Below are 13,614 nucleotides of genomic sequence, written 5' to 3' on the forward strand. Positions count from 1 at the left end.
CAGCCGGCTGTCCGCTCAGGCCGTCTGTGCGCTGTTGGAACTGGCAGGATGGGATAAAGTTCCTTGAACGGATCTCGAAGCGCGCCCTGCGCAGCAGGCGCTCTCGGCTCTGCAACGCCTCTGGGCGACGTACTATCGCAGTTGCTGAACATCTTCCGCCCGTTTGGAAAAATAGGCCGATACCGCCCGTATATCGTCGTCCGTGAGGCGTTGGGCGGCAGTCGCCATGATACGCCAGAATGGCGTGCCGCCTCGGCTCTCGGACCGGAACAGCTTTAGCTGTTGTTCGAGGTAAGCGGCGTGCTGACCGTCGAGGCGCGGATAGATCGGATTTTTGTCGGAGCCGATGTGACAGCCGGCACAGGCAGGCACGTTCCGCTCCGGAATTCCGGCTTCTGCGATTTGCCGTCCGCCGTTGATCACCTCCGCCGGGATTTGATCCTGTTCCCCCGAGGCCGGTGACAGCGTCGCAAAATACCGGGCAAGCGCGGCCATTTCGTCAGGAGCTATGCCGGTCACCGGCAGAGCCATGAAGCCGCTCGTGCGGTCTCCTTTGGCATAGGCCTGGAGGCTTGCGAGCAGGTAAGCTTCTTTCTGTCCGGCCAGCGCGGGCACGGTGTCACTCCTGCCCTCGCCGTCGCCTCCGTGGCAGCGCATGCAGTCGGAGAGAACATCCGGGGTGGCGGGTTGCCGGTCGCTGCTGGTTACGTCGCTGCCGTTGATGGCAAGCGCCCGAAATTCATTGGGACTGAGCTTTGGGAGTTCCCGCAGGAAAGCAACCATTGCCCAGACCTCGTCGTCGCGGTCGCGGGCCGGCCAGGCGGGCATGCCGGTGAACCGTATTCCATGCTTGACGATCCGAAAAAGCTGGGCGTCGGTCCAATCTCCGACCGTGAGCGCAAGATCCGGCGGTTGCGGAAGCATACGCAGCACCGCCGGCGAGCGGAGCTCGCCAGGTGCGCCGTGGCAGATCGCGCAGCCTCGCGCGAAATGTCCGGCGGCCGCCGGAAGCCCCCGCCGGTCGAGCGTTTTCGGCGCGTCCACGGCCAGTGCATAAGTGCGTACGGCCGAGCGCATGGCGAGCTGAAGGAACCACGCCGTCACCTTCCAATGGCCGCTGCTGGCGCCGACGTTGAAGAAGCCGATCCATGCGGCAAGCAACAGGACGACAGGCAAACCGATGGCGCCGAATACGACATGCTTCAGGTGGATCATTATCGGCTGGTTCGCCACGCGAGCGGCGTCTTCTTCGGCAGTAGCGTTGGACGACGTTGTCCCGGATTCGGTACGAGAACCGGGCATCACTGCAAGGCTTTCAAATATCGCGCGATCGTCTGGATTTCGGTTTGCGGCAGCACGTCGAATGCCGGCATTTTCACGCCTGGCTTGAACAGATCAGGGCGAGCGACGAAACGTGCAAAGGCTTCCTCGGTGTTCGGCAGGACCCCGGCGCCGATCGCTGTTCGCGATCCGACATGGGAAAGGTCCGGGCCAATCGTCCCGCGGGCCTCGGTGCCTCTTATAGTATGGCATGCACCGCAACCGTTGCTCAGAAACAGCGACAGCCCGCGGCCCGGCGAGTCTTGGGATGCGGTTGGGTTCGAGGATTGCGGCGCAGCCGGAATCATGGGCTCGATCGGAGGTTTGACGACCTTCGCTTGTTGATGCCCGAGTTCCCCGGCTGCGACCCAGTTGCCGGCATAGGCAAGAAACCAAAATGCGCAGCCTAGCAGCAGGCCGGCGTTTGCTGACATGACAATCGCTCCGGCGCTTTAACTTTGCAGGATCGGCGAGGTTCCGTTCCCGTAGGCGCTTCCTGGTTCGGCAACGACGCGGTCGTAAGCGCTGACCAGCGATCCGCAATTTTTCCGCCGGCAAGGAACATTCCCGGCCGGTGCCAGTTCGGCGGCAAGGAACATACCCCCAACAGCAGAGGCGGCGGTTTCGTGACATCGAAAAAGGTTCGCATCGGCATCGTCGGTGTCGGCAATTGCGCATCCTCCCTCGTGCAAGGCCTTACCTACTATCGCCAGGCAGAAAGCAACGAGCCGATCCCCGGACTGATGCATACCGATCTCGGCGGTTACCACGTCGACGACGTCGAAGTCGTCTGCGCCTTCGATGTCGCGAAGGACAAGGTTGGGCGCGATGTGGCCGAGGCGATCTACAGCGCGCCCAACAACACCTTCCGCTTTGCCGATGTGGCGCCGATCGGGGTGCGCGTGCACCGCGGACCGACCCTCGACGGCATTGGCAAATACCTGCGCGATATCGTCGAGGAAGCGGATGAACCGGTCGCCGACGTGGCCGCGAGACTGCGGGAAAGCGGAGCCGAGGTGCTGGTGTCCTATCTGCCGGTCGGCTCGGAAGCGGCCACCCGCTTCTATGCCGAATGCGCACTGGATGCCGGCTGCGCCTTCGTCAATTGCATACCGGTCTTCATCGCTTCGCGGCCGGAATGGCGCCGGCGCTTCGAGGAGCGTGGCCTGCCCCTTGTCGGCGACGACATCAAGAGCCAGGTCGGCGCGACCATCGTCCATCGGCTGCTCGCCAATCTCTTCCGGGAACGCGGGGTGCGCATCGACCGCACTTACCAGCTCAACTTCGGCGGCAACACCGACTTCCTCAACATGCTGGAGCGGGAGCGGCTGGAATCCAAGAAAATCTCCAAGACGCAGTCCGTCACCAGCCAGATCGATATTCCGCTCGAGCCGGGCAACATCCATGTCGGACCCAGCGACCACGTGCCTTGGCTCACCGATCGCAAATGGGCCTATATCCGCGTCGAGGGAACGACTTTCGGCGGCGTGCCGCTGAATGCCGAGCTCAAGCTGGAAGTCTGGGATTCGCCGAATTCCGCCGGCGTGGTGATCGATGCCGTGCGCTGCGCCAAGCTGGCCCTCGATCGCGGCATTGCCGGCGCGCTCACGGGGCCTTGCAGCTACTTCATGAAGTCGCCGCCGGAGCAGTTCACCGATGCCGAGGCCCGCCTGCGCACGCTCGCCTTCATCGCCGGCAGGGACGAGCCGATGCTCGACGCCGCCGAATGACCACGACCTTCTTCCTCGTCCGGCATGCCGCGCATGACAATGTCGACCGCTGTTTGGCCGGCCGTCTGGAGGATATGGACCTCGGTCGCGCCGGCCAGGTGCAGGCGCTGCAGCTTGCGCGTCGCATGGCGAAGGAGCCTCTCGCCGCGATCTTCAGCAGTCCGCGCAAGCGCACCTTGGAGACAGCGAAACCGATCGCCATCGCCTGCAACGTCGAGCAGATCGCGATCTGCCAGGAATTGGACGAGATCGACTATGGCGCGTGGTCCGGCAAGACGTTTGAAGAGCTGAATGGCGATGCCGCCTGGCGAATGTGGAATGACCAACGCCAGAGCGCACGCACGCCGGGCGGCGAGACCATGCAGGACACGCAGCAGCGGGTTATCGGCCTGATGGATGCGCTGCGCCGGCAAACCCCCAACCAATATGTTGCGCTGATCAGCCACGCGGATGTCATCAAGGCCGCCGTGTGCAAGGTCCTCGGCCTTCACCTAGGCGATTGCTTCCGCTTCGACGTCGAACCCGCATCGATCACCACCATCGTTCATGGCGACTGGGGTTCGAAGCTCATTCGCCTGAATGAAGTCGCTTGACGGAGCAGCCCGATGCGGATGGTGATCTTCGGCCTCACTGTGACCTCCTCATGGGGAAACGGGCATGCCACGCTCTGGCGCGGGCTGATACGCGCATTGGCGCCGCTCGGCTGGCGCATCAGCTTCTTCGAACGCGACACGTCCTACTACGCCGGCGCAAGGGATCTCGATCACCTCGATGGTGGCGACATCGTGCTCTATACGTCTTGGGGCGACATCGCGCAGGCTGCGGCCAATATGGTCCGGGAAGCTGACGTTGTGATCGTTACGTCCTATTGCCCGGATGCAGTTGAAGCCTCGCACCTGGCGCAAGAGTGCTGTCGCGGGTTGAAGGTGTTCTACGATCTCGACACCGCGGTGACGCTGGCGCGTATCGAACAAGGCGATCCGCCATCCTATTTCGGCCCCGAAGGCCTTCGCGATTTCGACCTGGTGCTGAGCTACACCGGCGGCCCGGCGCTCGATGCGCTAAAGACCACGCTGGGCGCGCGTCTGGTCCTGCCGCTCTATGGTCATGTCGATCCCGACCGCCATCGGCCGGCACAGCCCAGGCCCGAATTCGCCGGCGATCTGTCCTATCTCGGCACCTATGCCCAGGATCGCCAGCCGAGCGTCGAGAAATTGCTGGTCGCGCCAGCTCTGCGGATGCCGGATCGCCGCTTCGTCATCGGCGGCGCGCAATATCCTCAGGATTTTCCGTGGAGCGACAACATCTTCTTTGTCAGGCATCTGCCGCCTGCCGACCATCCGGCCTTCTTCTGCTCGTCGCGCCTGACCCTGAACGTCACCCGCGAAGCGATGGCGCGCAAGGGCTGGTGTCCGTCGGGCCGATTGTTCGAAGCGGCAGCCTGCGGCGCGGCGATCATTTCCGACGACTGGCCGGGCCTCGACAGCTTCTTCGAGCCTGGCAAAGAGATCCTGCTTGCACATTCTACCGAAGACGTGGTCGCCGCGCTCGGTTTGCCGGATACGGAGCTCGATACACTGCGCCGCCGCGCCCGCGAGCGCGTCCTCGATGAACACACATCGACGCGCCGCGCCGCGGAACTGGACCGGATTCTGAACGAGGCCGCTGAGGCGCAAGCAGGCGAAGACATGAAGGAAGCCGTCTGATGCTGGGTATCGTACCTGCCGCCGGGCGGGGCAGTCGCATTCAACCGCTTGGCTTTTCCAAGGAACTGCTGCCTGTGGGCAGCCGAATGGACGGGCACACCGAGCGTCCCTGCGCCGTCAGCGAATATCTGGTACGCAGGATGGTGCGCAACGGGGTCGACAGGATCTGCTTCGTCATCGGTTCGGGTAAATCGGATATCCTCGAATATTATGCGGCCGGCTATGACAGGGCTGCCGCAATTTTCGTGGCGCAGCCCTCTCCGGTCGGCCTTTGCGACGCGATCTTCCGTGCCGAACCGCTCGTAGGGTCGGAAGAGACGGTGCTGATCGGGCTCCCGGATACGATCTGGTTTCCCGAGGACGGCTTTTGCCGTCTTGCGGACGACCGGCTGTCGTTCCTGCTGTTTCCTGTAGACCGCCCCGAGCTTTTTGACGCCGTGCTCGTCGATCAAGACAGCCGGGTCGAGCAGATTCAGGTCAAACAGCGGAACGCGGCCACGGAGTGGGTCTGGGGTGCATTCAAAATGCCGGGCAGCATCTTTCACCGGCTTGCAGCGCTCTGGCGCGAGCGGGACGGTCGCGACGAATATTTCGGCACGTTGGTCAATGCCTATCTGGCCGCCGGTGGCGAAGCCTGGGGCGTCAAGGCGGGCACCGCCTACGTCGATGTCGGGACGTTCAACGGCTACCGCACAGCACTCCGATTGCTTGAAAACAACGACATAGCGGAAGAAGGCACGCCAATAAGCGTGCGTTCAGGCCGCTCGCCGGTATCGACCTTGCCGGGCGAAGGAGGTTGACGCATGCTGCATTCCGACGCGGAAATCCGCCGCCGCATCGACGCGCTGGGGCCATGGTTTCACAACATGGAACTGGCCGGCGTGCAGACCGCTCCCGATCATTTCCTTGGTAACTACCCCCTGATCAAGTGGCGCAAGTTCGCGCACGCGATTCCAGCCGATCTCTCCGGCAAGTCCGTGCTCGACATCGGCTGCAACGCCGGCTTCTATTCGATCGAAATGAAGCGGCGGGGCGCCGACCGGGTGCTCGGCATAGACTTCGACGCAGCTTATCTATCACAGGCGCGCTTCGCCGCCGAAGTCGCCGATTGCGACATCGAGTTCCGCGAACTGTCGGTCTATGACGTCGGCGCGCTTGGCGAGACTTTCGACATCGTGCTCTTCATGGGAGTGCTCTATCACCTGCGGCACCCGTTGCTGGCGCTGGATCTGATCCGCGAGCACGTCGCGCGAGACGTGATGATTTTCCAGTCGATGCAACGCGGGAGCAGCGAGGTCTTCGCGCTCGAGCAGAATTACGATTTCTGGACGCACGACCTGTTCGATCGGCCTGAATTCCCGAAGCTGCATTTCATCGAGCACCGCTATGCGGACGACCCGACCAACTGGTGGATCCCGAACCGCGGCTGCATCGAGGCGATGCTGCGCAGCGCTGGTTTCGAGATCCTGATTCACCCGGAGGACGAGGTTTATTTCTGCCGCGCGGCTGGTAAGCCGGCCGGCGAGGGCGCCGTTTACCCTTTGAAAGGACGAAATGATGATTGAAGCCGCGATGATCTGGAACGAGCCCAACAACAAGTCGCATTGGGACCCTGAGCTCGATCCGGACTGGAGCTGCTTCGCCAGCATGGCGATGCTGGCGGCCGACGCTATCGGCCGCGAAAACCCGGCAATCACCAGAATTCTCGGCGGCATTTCGCCGATCGATGCCGGCTTCATGTCGCTGATGAAGGGGTACGGCGTGCTCGATCATGTCGATGCCGTCGCCGTGCACGGCTTCCCGCTGGACTGGAACCTTTGGCAGATCCATGAGTGGCCGCAAAAGCTCGGCGAGATCGCCGAAGTCACGGATCTGCCGATCTGGATCAGCGAGGCCGGCGTGTCGAGTTTCGGCGCCGAGGAGGTCCAACTCTGGGGTCTGCGCCGGACTGCCGAGTTGTTACTGGGCAATGCGCCCCGCGTGCAATGGTATAGCCTCTACGATCTGCCACATGCGTGGGGCGCCACGACGCGGCATCGCGAGGTGGAAGGCTCGTCCTACTACCGTCATTTCTACATGGGTCTGCTGCGTGAGGATGGCACGCCCAAGCCGGCGCTCGAAGAATTCGCGCGCCATACGCCGGATATGGGGCTGGTCCAGTGGTTCCACTTTGAGGACCACCGGCTGGACGATGCCGTCGCCTGGATGAAGCGTCTGGGCGTCACCAATCTGCGCACGGGCCTCTCCTGGGCCGACAATTTCAGGCCGAATGCCCTCGACTGGTTCGACCGCCAGATGGAAGCGCTGGCCGAGTTCGACGTCACCGTCACCTTCTGCTTCACGCCAGAACATCGCGGCCTGCAGCCGCATCACACCAGCCCGCCACAGGCGCCCGAGGAATTCGCCGAATTCTGCCAGACCATGATCCGCCGCTACGCCCCGGGCGCGCGCGACGCCGAGATGCCGGTGCGGCGCGCGTCGGCCGCGTGAGATCATCATGTCATCCGCCGATCGGTCGTCCGATGCGCCGGCTGAATTCGCGGGTCAACCATGATGCTCACCGTGCTCAACGTCGCCTACCCGCTTGCCCCCGTCGGCCTCGATGCGGTCGGCGGCGCCGAGCAGGTGCTGTCCGCCCTGGATCGCGCGCTGGTGCGGCAGGGCCATCGTTCCATCGTGGTCGCCTGCCATGGTTCCAGCGCAGCCGGTACCCTCGTTGAGACGCCTGCCGAAACAGGTCCGCTCGACGAGGCGGCCAAGGACCGTGCCCAGCAAGCGCATCGCGCGGCGATCGCTGCCGCCCGGGCGCGATGGCCGATCGACGTCGTACACCTGCACGGTATCGATTTCAGCGCCTACCTGCCTGACGACGGCCCGACGCTGGTGACGCTGCACCTGCCGCTCGCCTGGTATCTGCCCGAGGTCCTGAGACCGGCACGTGAGGACCTGTGGCTGCACGCGGTGTCGGAGGCACAGCAAAAGACCGCGCCGGCTGGATCGAAGCTGATCGCGCCCATTCCAAACGGCGTTGACGTCGATGCGCTCTACGGGCCGCGGCGGCGTCGCGATTTCGCGCTCGTGCTGAGCCGCGTTTGCCCGGAAAAGGGCATCCACCTGGCGATCGAAGCCGCCAGACGCGCCTCCGTGCCACTTGCGATCGGCGGCCAGATTTACCCCTACGAGACACATGTCCAGTATTTTGCCGACGAGGTAGCGCCGCGCCTCGACAGACGGCGGCGGTTCCTGGGACCGCTGGGTTTTTCCGCCAAGCGGCGGCTTCTCAACGCCGCCCGTTGTCTGGTCGTTCCGAGCCTTGCCGCGGAAACGAGCTCGCTGGTTGCCATGGAGGCCCTTGCCTGCGGCACGCCCGTCGTCGCCTTTCCGAATGGCGCCCTGCCCGACGTCGTCGAACACGGCAAGACGGGGTTTCTCGTCAACGACATCGATGAGATGGCGAAAGCGATCCTTGCTTCCGCTAACCTCGACAGCGAGACATGCCGGGCCGAGGCGCGGCGCCGCTTTTCGCTCGATCGCATGGTTTCGGCCTATATGGATGCCTATCAGGCGCTGGCAAAGCTCGGCGCTTCCCGCGCAGGGCTGAGGGCGGCTCAGTGAGCGGCCTGCGTGCCGGTATCATCCGAGACCAAGCCGCGTTCGACGATCTCGAGCCGCGTTGGTGGCAGCTCTGGTCGCAAAGCGCCACCGCTACGCCCTTCCAGTCGCCCGCCTGGCTCGTGCCGTGGTGGCGGACATTCTCGCCGGGGGATCTCGCCATGATCGTCGTGTGGAGCGCACATGATCTTGTCGGCCTGGCGCCCCTCTATCTTGAACCGCATGTTTCTGGCCGGCGACTGCTGCCGGTCGGGATCTCGCTGAGCGATTATCTCGATATTCTATGCGCCCCCGACCAGGAAGCAGCGGTAAGCGCCGCCATCGCCGAGGCAGCGCTCTCACTGGAATGGTCGCAATGGATCCTGCCGGATCTGCCGGCAGGGGCTGCCTCCCTTCGCCTTGGGCTGACGAATGTCGAGGAGAGCCGGGCGTCGAACCATGCCGCTTGTCCAGTGCTCTCACTTCATGGCGATGACGTGTTTGCAAGCTCGGTACCTGCCCGGCGACGGCGGCAGTTGCGCCGCGCCGAGAGAGCCGCGCAACGACGAGGGCGTGTAGCCGTTGGGCGATATGAGGCCGATCCGAAGGTGTTCATCGATCAGTTGGTCCGACTGCACAGCGCCCGTTGGGCCGGACAGGGTGTACTCACCGACGGCGCACAGGAATTCCATAGGAGGGCCTTGCCTCGCCTGGCCGCAAACGGCCTGGCGCGATGCTGGCTGGTCGAGATCGGCGGCACAGTCGCAGGCGCCTACTACGGGTTCCATCACCGTGATCGCGCCTATGCCTATCTCGGAGGTTTCGACCCGGCCTATGCCGAGGAGAGTCCCGGCGCAATCCTGATCGGCAGGGCCATTGCCGAAGCCGCTCGGGAGGGAGCACGGGAATTCGATTTTCTGCGCGGCCGGGAAAGCTACAAATACAGCTGGGGGGCCGTGGACCGGTGGACTGAGCAAAGGGTCTGGACCCGGAACGCGCCGGCGTCATGACCGTAGCGGAAACAGAGAGGACGATCGCGCGGCGCGTTCTCCAGAATTGCATGGCGAACGATCTTCCCGCCGAAGTCGCGATTGCCAGATTGGCCCTTTACCTGACGGATACCGCGGCGGCGGAGCTGGCCGATATCGCGCTGGACATGCGTTCAGATACCCTCCACCGGCGCGACTGGCTCGAGCAGGTGGCCATGCTCCTTTCCCGCAAGACGATTATGTTCGACGATCTCCGGACCACGGCAGCTTCCGTGCGTCATGACCGCTCGGATGATGAGACGGGCGAGGTGATTGTCGGCCGGCTGGCGAGCGGCTTCGACCGGGCGGCCGCCATCTCTCCGGCCGCCAGCGTCCAACTCTCGTCCCTTGGCGACGAGGAGATGCTTTCGGCTACAACGGCCGAGATCGCTTCGTGGCTGGAACAACAGGGCTTCACCGGCGCAGGCAAGACGATACTGGACATAGGCTGTGGCATCGGCCGCTTCGAAAGCGCGCTTCATGCGAGGGTGAAATATATCGTCGGCACCGATATCTCGCCCAGGATGCTCGCCATCGCGCGCCAACGGTGCGCCGGACTTGGCAATGTGGAGTTCTGCCAGACCTCAGGCCTCGACCTCGGCGAATTCGCCGTCGCCGGTTTCGATGGTGTGCTGGCCGTAGATTGTTTCCCCTATCTGGTGCTCGCCGGCATCGCCGAGCGGCATTTCAGCGAAATGGCGCGGGTGTTGCGGCCAACAGGACTGGCGGCGATTCTCAACTATTCATATCGCATGTCGCCAGCCGTCGATTCTTCCGATATCCGCCATCTTGCGCGCGCATGCGGCATGGACGTCGCCATTGATGGCGAGATGCCTTTCCGCCACTGGGACGGCACCGCGTTTCTTGTTCGTCGTCGCGACGGAACATAAGCGAGAGAGCGAAGTTCGGACGCCAAACGCCTCTCGCAGTGACTGGGACGCTGAGGAGAAGAAGATGGCATCCGGCAGCAAGAAACACATGGGACGCGGCAGCCAGGGCAAAGGTTCCGGAACCGGAGCGAAAACCGAGATTCCGAAAGATATGGTTGGCGAAAATGACGTTCTGTCGAACCGGGATAAGAAGCAACACACGAAAGAGCGCGGCCTCGACGGCAATCGCATCAAGTCCGATCAGTATCAGGACAACGCGGCAAACCGGCTCCCCAAGGATTGAGCTCGCGGCGGCTTTCGTCTTTTAGGACCCGGCAAGGGCGTAAAGGGATCAGGTAAGGTTTCGCTCTGCCCACGGCCTGTGTAGAGCCGAAGCCGATCGGCGGCTGGAGGCGCCTTGCAAACTCCAACCGCCTATGGTCTCAAGTGAATTTAAGGGACCCTGTTTGCTAAGAGAATACCATGACTCGTCCGAGCCAGCGCGATTTCACTCACAACGCGAGCGTGGACCAAAAGGTGGACCAAGAGATTGCGTCATTGCTGACCGCCATCGAACAGGAAAAAGTTCCGGATCGCCTGACCGAACTCGCGATTGCGTTGCAGAATGCGCTGATCCAAAAGCGTCGATGCGAAACCAACAACTGACGCAAACGCTCATCGAAGCTTATCCGCTGCGTGCTGATTCTCGCTGAGATGGTCATATCTTTCGACCAGCGTTTGCGATGAACTTTCATCGAGGAATTCCACGACGCTTGCCCGCGCGCGGTTGAGACGGCTTTTCACGGTTCCAATCGCGCAGTCGCATATCTCAGCCGTTTCTTCGTAGCTGACGCCCAGCACACCGATCAGCATCAGTACTTCGCGCTGATGTTCCGGAAGCTTCTGAATGGCCCGGTAGACCTCCTTGCTCCGGATGGACCATTCCTGGGAGGCTTCCGAAATCGGTCGGTTGGAGGCGCAGTCGAGCAATCCGGGAGCTTCCCTGGCAGCCGCCTTGATCCGCGTATAGTGCGTATTGCGCATGATGGTGAACAGCCAGGACTTCAAGCGCGTCCCCGGCTCGAACTTGTCCAAATTCGCAAGCCCCTTGACGAGAGTTTCCTGCACCAGGTCGTCGGCATCCTCAGGCACACGGCAAAAAGTACGCGCAAAAGCGCGCAAGGCGGGGATCAGGTCGACGACGGAGATTTCCCCCAGTGCGCAATCCGGCACGGCATGACCATTGGGTAACACGGTTCGAACCCCAGCAGAGACAGATGAATTCTGATCAGGGACAATGCGTGACAAAGATGATCGTTCCTATCCGAAACGAACTTGCTCGAATGCCGCTTTGGCCAACGGCTTGACAGCCGCGTTCGAGTTAGAGGAACCAACTCGCTACCAGGCCGGCCGCAGCCGCAAAGATTGTGATGGTCGTGACCGCGCCGAGGATGTTGGTGCTGCGGCTGTCGACCCTGTCGCCTATGATCCTGTGATCGTTGGTCATCAGAAGGATCAGCAGCAGAAGCGGAGGCGTGGAAAAGCCTTGCACGATGCCATAGGACGTGGCGACCGAACCGCTGCCGATGTGCCAGCCGATCAGCGCCTTCCGATGCAACCGGGTGGCGGCAATTTCGTTATGGCGGTCTCGATCCATGTGGTGGCGCCCATGAAATCCTTTCAGATGAATTCGTTCCTTCTCGCTCTCGCGTCGGCGGCCTTGATGGCGCCCTTTGTCGACTCGCCTGGCGCACGAGCGAGTGGTTAGGCTGGTGACAAGACATGAGCAGATTTTTGCCGCTCACCATCCGCTTCGTCCACGGCGGCACGATGGTGGTCTCCTCGATCGCAGACGCCAGGAAAGCTCTTGATGGGACCTGGAAGAACAAGGATGCGGCGAGCTATGTAAAGGCGGTGCGCCTGGTGGAAGACGCGGCCAATGGGATTTGCCGTCCGGCTATCGCTTTTGCGGCCTTTAAGAAGGCAGCCGCCGAGCAAGGACTGCTGGACCCTGTCGGGCCAAGTGCCGCGCTCAGCATGTTCGACCAGCTCTGGTCACGCGACCGTAAGGGACCGCCGAGATGACGCAGGCCCGCCTCGACCGTGCTATTGTCGAATATGAAGGTCACAAAATATCTCACCGGGAACATCGTTTGATCCTGTTGGTTTTGGAACAGCAACCCAACCGAAGGAGACGTGTCGATGGTGAAGAAAAGTTCGTCCGGCAAGGCGAACGGCTTAGAAAGCCTGTTCATGGACGGTCTGAAAGACCTCTACTACGCAGAAAAGAAAATTCTGAGGACACTGCCGAAGATGGCCAAGGCGGCGCAGGCAGAAGACGTGAGCGCGGCTTTCGAAAAGCATCGCACCGAGACGGAAGGCCAGGTCGACCGGCTCGAGCAGGTTTTCGAAATGCTCGGCAAGCCGGCACGGGGCAAGACCTGCCCAGCGATCGACGGCATCATCGAGGAGGGTTCGGAGGTCCTCGAGGAATACAAGGACGAGCCGGCACTCGACGCGGGCCTTGTGGCGGCCGCCCAGGCGGTCGAGCACTATGAAATAGCGCGCTACGGCACGCTGATCGCCTGGGCGGAGCAACTGGGGCTGAAAGACGCCCTCCCCTTGCTGCGCGAGACCCTCAAGGAAGAATCCGCCACCGACGAGGCACTTACCAAGCTCGGCGAAAGCGGTGCGAACGAGCGGGCCCTGCAGGCGGCCGCGTGAGGCGCCTGGCATAAGCTCGTTTGCATGCCAAAGGCCAAGTTTGGCGATGCGGCCCCGGTCTGCGACCGGGGTCGCGATCTTTGTTGACCAACCGCCAAGAGCGTGCGAACGCTGGGTCAGCCTTGAGGCCTTTTTCGGTCGGAACATGTGGACCGTAGGTGTTCCAAACGCTGGTTGATATACCGGCCGCCGGCGGCTAAGCCGAGGCAAGTTGCGCAAGGGCTGCTGCCACAGATTATCGAGAAAGACCGAACGTCGATTGCTGCCGGGAGGTCCTGGGGTTGCCTACTTGGAGCCTCGATTCTTGTTGTGGGCACTTTCTTGATTTTTACCGCGAAGCATGTTGCGATCGTCTGGATCAACTAGGTCAGGCGTGTCGCCCCTGAGGTTCGACCCCTTCCGCCGTGCCTCGCGCTCCGCCGCGGACCGCTTCAGCTCCGCTTCGGCTTCCAATTCCTTGGGCGCGTTCTTCGTATTCTCACGCTCCTCGATGACACGTATCTGCTGATCGTGGGTCTTGCGTCCAGTCATTGCTCGCTCCTGCCTTTTTGACGGTAACGGCAGTTGGACTCGATCGTTCCGGCAGGAGGAGTTTCCTTGGGCAAAAATTCGATATGGCGAGAATAGCGGTCCAGCGGCCTGGGCG

At 62.4% G+C, this 13,614-nt stretch carries 18 protein-coding genes; 13 read left to right on the plus strand and 5 right to left on the minus strand.

What is annotated here, in order from left to right; translation table 11 throughout:
• Positions 1–132: 132 nt before the first annotated feature.
• Together LB528_RS07910 and LB528_RS07915 are read right to left on the minus strand one after the other, a co-directional pair.
• Positions 133–1,215, minus strand: a complete 1,083-nt coding sequence (locus LB528_RS07910; RefSeq protein WP_224714434.1) for a c-type cytochrome — start codon at positions 1,213–1,215, stop codon at positions 133–135.
• A gap of 86 nt (positions 1,216–1,301) precedes the next feature.
• Positions 1,302–1,754 carry a c-type cytochrome gene (locus LB528_RS07915; RefSeq protein WP_224512739.1) on the minus strand — a complete coding sequence of 151 codons (453 nt, stop codon included), beginning with the start codon at positions 1,752–1,754 and terminating at the stop codon, positions 1,302–1,304.
• 192 nt (positions 1,755–1,946) lie between these two features.
• On the opposite strand from LB528_RS07915, the gene LB528_RS07920 reads away from it, so the two are divergent.
• The 11 genes from LB528_RS07920 to LB528_RS07970 all read left to right on the plus strand — a co-directional run bounded on the left by LB528_RS07920 (position 1,947) and on the right by LB528_RS07970 (position 10,910).
• Positions 1,947–3,050 carry an inositol-3-phosphate synthase gene (locus tag LB528_RS07920; RefSeq protein WP_224714435.1) on the plus strand — a complete coding sequence of 368 codons (1,104 nt, stop codon included), beginning with the start codon at positions 1,947–1,949 and terminating at the stop codon, positions 3,048–3,050.
• A complete protein-coding gene (locus LB528_RS07925) occupies positions 3,047–3,643 on the plus strand; it encodes a histidine phosphatase family protein (protein WP_224714436.1) in 597 nt (198 codons plus the stop codon). The genes LB528_RS07920 and LB528_RS07925 overlap by 4 nt, the downstream gene beginning before the upstream one ends.
• Positions 3,644–3,655: 12 nt before the next feature.
• A complete protein-coding gene (locus LB528_RS07930; protein ID WP_224714437.1) occupies positions 3,656–4,756 on the plus strand; it encodes a glycosyltransferase in 1,101 nt (366 codons plus the stop codon).
• Positions 4,756–5,556 (plus strand): nucleotidyltransferase family protein, encoded by an 801-nt coding sequence (locus LB528_RS07935; RefSeq protein WP_224714438.1) that lies wholly within the window; start codon positions 4,756–4,758, stop codon positions 5,554–5,556. Before LB528_RS07930 ends, LB528_RS07935 begins: the two co-directional genes overlap by 1 nt.
• 3 nt (positions 5,557–5,559) lie before the next feature.
• A complete protein-coding gene (locus LB528_RS07940) occupies positions 5,560–6,321 on the plus strand; it encodes a TIGR04290 family methyltransferase (protein ID WP_224714439.1) in 762 nt (253 codons plus the stop codon).
• On the plus strand, positions 6,314–7,246 hold the full coding sequence (locus LB528_RS07945; protein WP_224714537.1) for a beta-xylosidase: 933 nt from the start codon (positions 6,314–6,316) through the stop codon (positions 7,244–7,246). Before LB528_RS07940 ends, LB528_RS07945 begins: the two co-directional genes overlap by 8 nt.
• Before the next feature lie 60 nt (positions 7,247–7,306).
• Positions 7,307–8,371, plus strand: coding sequence for a glycosyltransferase (locus tag LB528_RS07950; protein WP_224714440.1), 1,065 nt, complete (start codon positions 7,307–7,309; stop codon positions 8,369–8,371).
• Complete coding sequence (locus LB528_RS07955) at positions 8,368–9,357, plus strand: GNAT family N-acetyltransferase (protein ID WP_224714441.1); 990 nt, start codon at positions 8,368–8,370, stop codon at positions 9,355–9,357. Before LB528_RS07950 ends, LB528_RS07955 begins: the two co-directional genes overlap by 4 nt.
• Entirely contained in the window at positions 9,354–10,265 is a 912-nt protein-coding gene (locus LB528_RS07960) for a class I SAM-dependent methyltransferase (protein WP_224714442.1), read from the plus strand. The genes LB528_RS07955 and LB528_RS07960 overlap by 4 nt, the downstream gene beginning before the upstream one ends.
• 64 nt (positions 10,266–10,329) lie before the next feature.
• Positions 10,330–10,548, plus strand: a complete 219-nt coding sequence (locus tag LB528_RS07965) for a hypothetical protein (RefSeq protein WP_224714443.1) — start codon at positions 10,330–10,332, stop codon at positions 10,546–10,548.
• A 179-nt stretch (positions 10,549–10,727) separates the two neighbouring features.
• The gene (locus LB528_RS07970) at positions 10,728–10,910 is read left to right on the plus strand and encodes a hypothetical protein (protein WP_224714444.1); all 183 of its coding nucleotides are present in this window, start codon (positions 10,728–10,730) and stop codon (positions 10,908–10,910) included.
• 9 nt (positions 10,911–10,919) lie between these two features.
• Here LB528_RS07970 and LB528_RS07975 read toward each other — a convergent pair whose 3' ends face one another.
• Together LB528_RS07975 and LB528_RS07980 are read right to left on the minus strand one after the other, a co-directional pair.
• Positions 10,920–11,477: a sigma-70 family RNA polymerase sigma factor gene (locus LB528_RS07975; RefSeq protein ID WP_224714538.1), complete on the minus strand. Its 558-nt coding sequence runs from the start codon at positions 11,475–11,477 to the stop codon at positions 10,920–10,922.
• Between the two features lie 148 nt (positions 11,478–11,625).
• Positions 11,626–11,901, minus strand: a complete 276-nt coding sequence (locus LB528_RS07980; RefSeq protein ID WP_224714445.1) for a hypothetical protein — start codon at positions 11,899–11,901, stop codon at positions 11,626–11,628.
• Positions 11,902–12,026: 125 nt separating this feature from the next.
• Between LB528_RS07980 and LB528_RS07985 the strand changes: the two genes are divergently transcribed.
• Both LB528_RS07985 and LB528_RS07990 read left to right on the plus strand, forming a co-directional pair.
• Entirely contained in the window at positions 12,027–12,329 is a 303-nt protein-coding gene (locus tag LB528_RS07985; RefSeq protein ID WP_224512764.1) for a DUF982 domain-containing protein, read from the plus strand.
• A 117-nt stretch (positions 12,330–12,446) separates the two neighbouring features.
• On the plus strand, positions 12,447–12,968 hold the full coding sequence (locus tag LB528_RS07990) for a ferritin-like domain-containing protein (RefSeq protein WP_224512766.1): 522 nt from the start codon (positions 12,447–12,449) through the stop codon (positions 12,966–12,968).
• 285 nt (positions 12,969–13,253) lie between these two features.
• Here the strand turns inward: LB528_RS07990 and LB528_RS07995 are convergent, their stop codons facing one another.
• Complete coding sequence (locus tag LB528_RS07995; RefSeq protein WP_224512768.1) at positions 13,254–13,499, minus strand: hypothetical protein; 246 nt, start codon at positions 13,497–13,499, stop codon at positions 13,254–13,256.
• Between the last annotated feature and the right edge of the window lie 115 nt (positions 13,500–13,614).

Origin of the sequence: Mesorhizobium sp. CA4 (genome assembly GCF_020165075.1) — a bacterium.
GTDB lineage: Bacteria > Pseudomonadota > Alphaproteobacteria > Rhizobiales > Rhizobiaceae > Mesorhizobium.

Coding starts and splice junctions, on each gene's coding strand:
- LB528_RS07925 (WP_224714436.1), top strand. CDS start 3,047: ATGACCACGACCTTCTTCCTCGTCCGGCATGCCGCGCATGACAATGTC.
- LB528_RS07910 (WP_224714434.1), bottom strand. CDS start 1,215: ATGATCCACCTGAAGCATGTCGTATTCGGCGCCATCGGTTTGCCTGTC.
- LB528_RS07915 (WP_224512739.1), bottom strand. CDS start 1,754: ATGTCAGCAAACGCCGGCCTGCTGCTAGGCTGCGCATTTTGGTTTCTT.
- LB528_RS07960 (WP_224714442.1), top strand. CDS start 9,354: ATGACCGTAGCGGAAACAGAGAGGACGATCGCGCGGCGCGTTCTCCAG.
- LB528_RS07965 (WP_224714443.1), top strand. CDS start 10,330: ATGGCATCCGGCAGCAAGAAACACATGGGACGCGGCAGCCAGGGCAAA.
- LB528_RS07985 (WP_224512764.1), top strand. CDS start 12,027: ATGAGCAGATTTTTGCCGCTCACCATCCGCTTCGTCCACGGCGGCACG.
- LB528_RS07980 (WP_224714445.1), bottom strand. CDS start 11,901: ATGGATCGAGACCGCCATAACGAAATTGCCGCCACCCGGTTGCATCGG.
- LB528_RS07995 (WP_224512768.1), bottom strand. CDS start 13,499: ATGACTGGACGCAAGACCCACGATCAGCAGATACGTGTCATCGAGGAG.
- LB528_RS07950 (WP_224714440.1), top strand. CDS start 7,307: ATGATGCTCACCGTGCTCAACGTCGCCTACCCGCTTGCCCCCGTCGGC.
- LB528_RS07930 (WP_224714437.1), top strand. CDS start 3,656: ATGCGGATGGTGATCTTCGGCCTCACTGTGACCTCCTCATGGGGAAAC.
- LB528_RS07935 (WP_224714438.1), top strand. CDS start 4,756: ATGCTGGGTATCGTACCTGCCGCCGGGCGGGGCAGTCGCATTCAACCG.
- LB528_RS07990 (WP_224512766.1), top strand. CDS start 12,447: ATGGTGAAGAAAAGTTCGTCCGGCAAGGCGAACGGCTTAGAAAGCCTG.
- LB528_RS07940 (WP_224714439.1), top strand. CDS start 5,560: ATGCTGCATTCCGACGCGGAAATCCGCCGCCGCATCGACGCGCTGGGG.
- LB528_RS07970 (WP_224714444.1), top strand. CDS start 10,728: ATGACTCGTCCGAGCCAGCGCGATTTCACTCACAACGCGAGCGTGGAC.
- LB528_RS07945 (WP_224714537.1), top strand. CDS start 6,314: ATGATTGAAGCCGCGATGATCTGGAACGAGCCCAACAACAAGTCGCAT.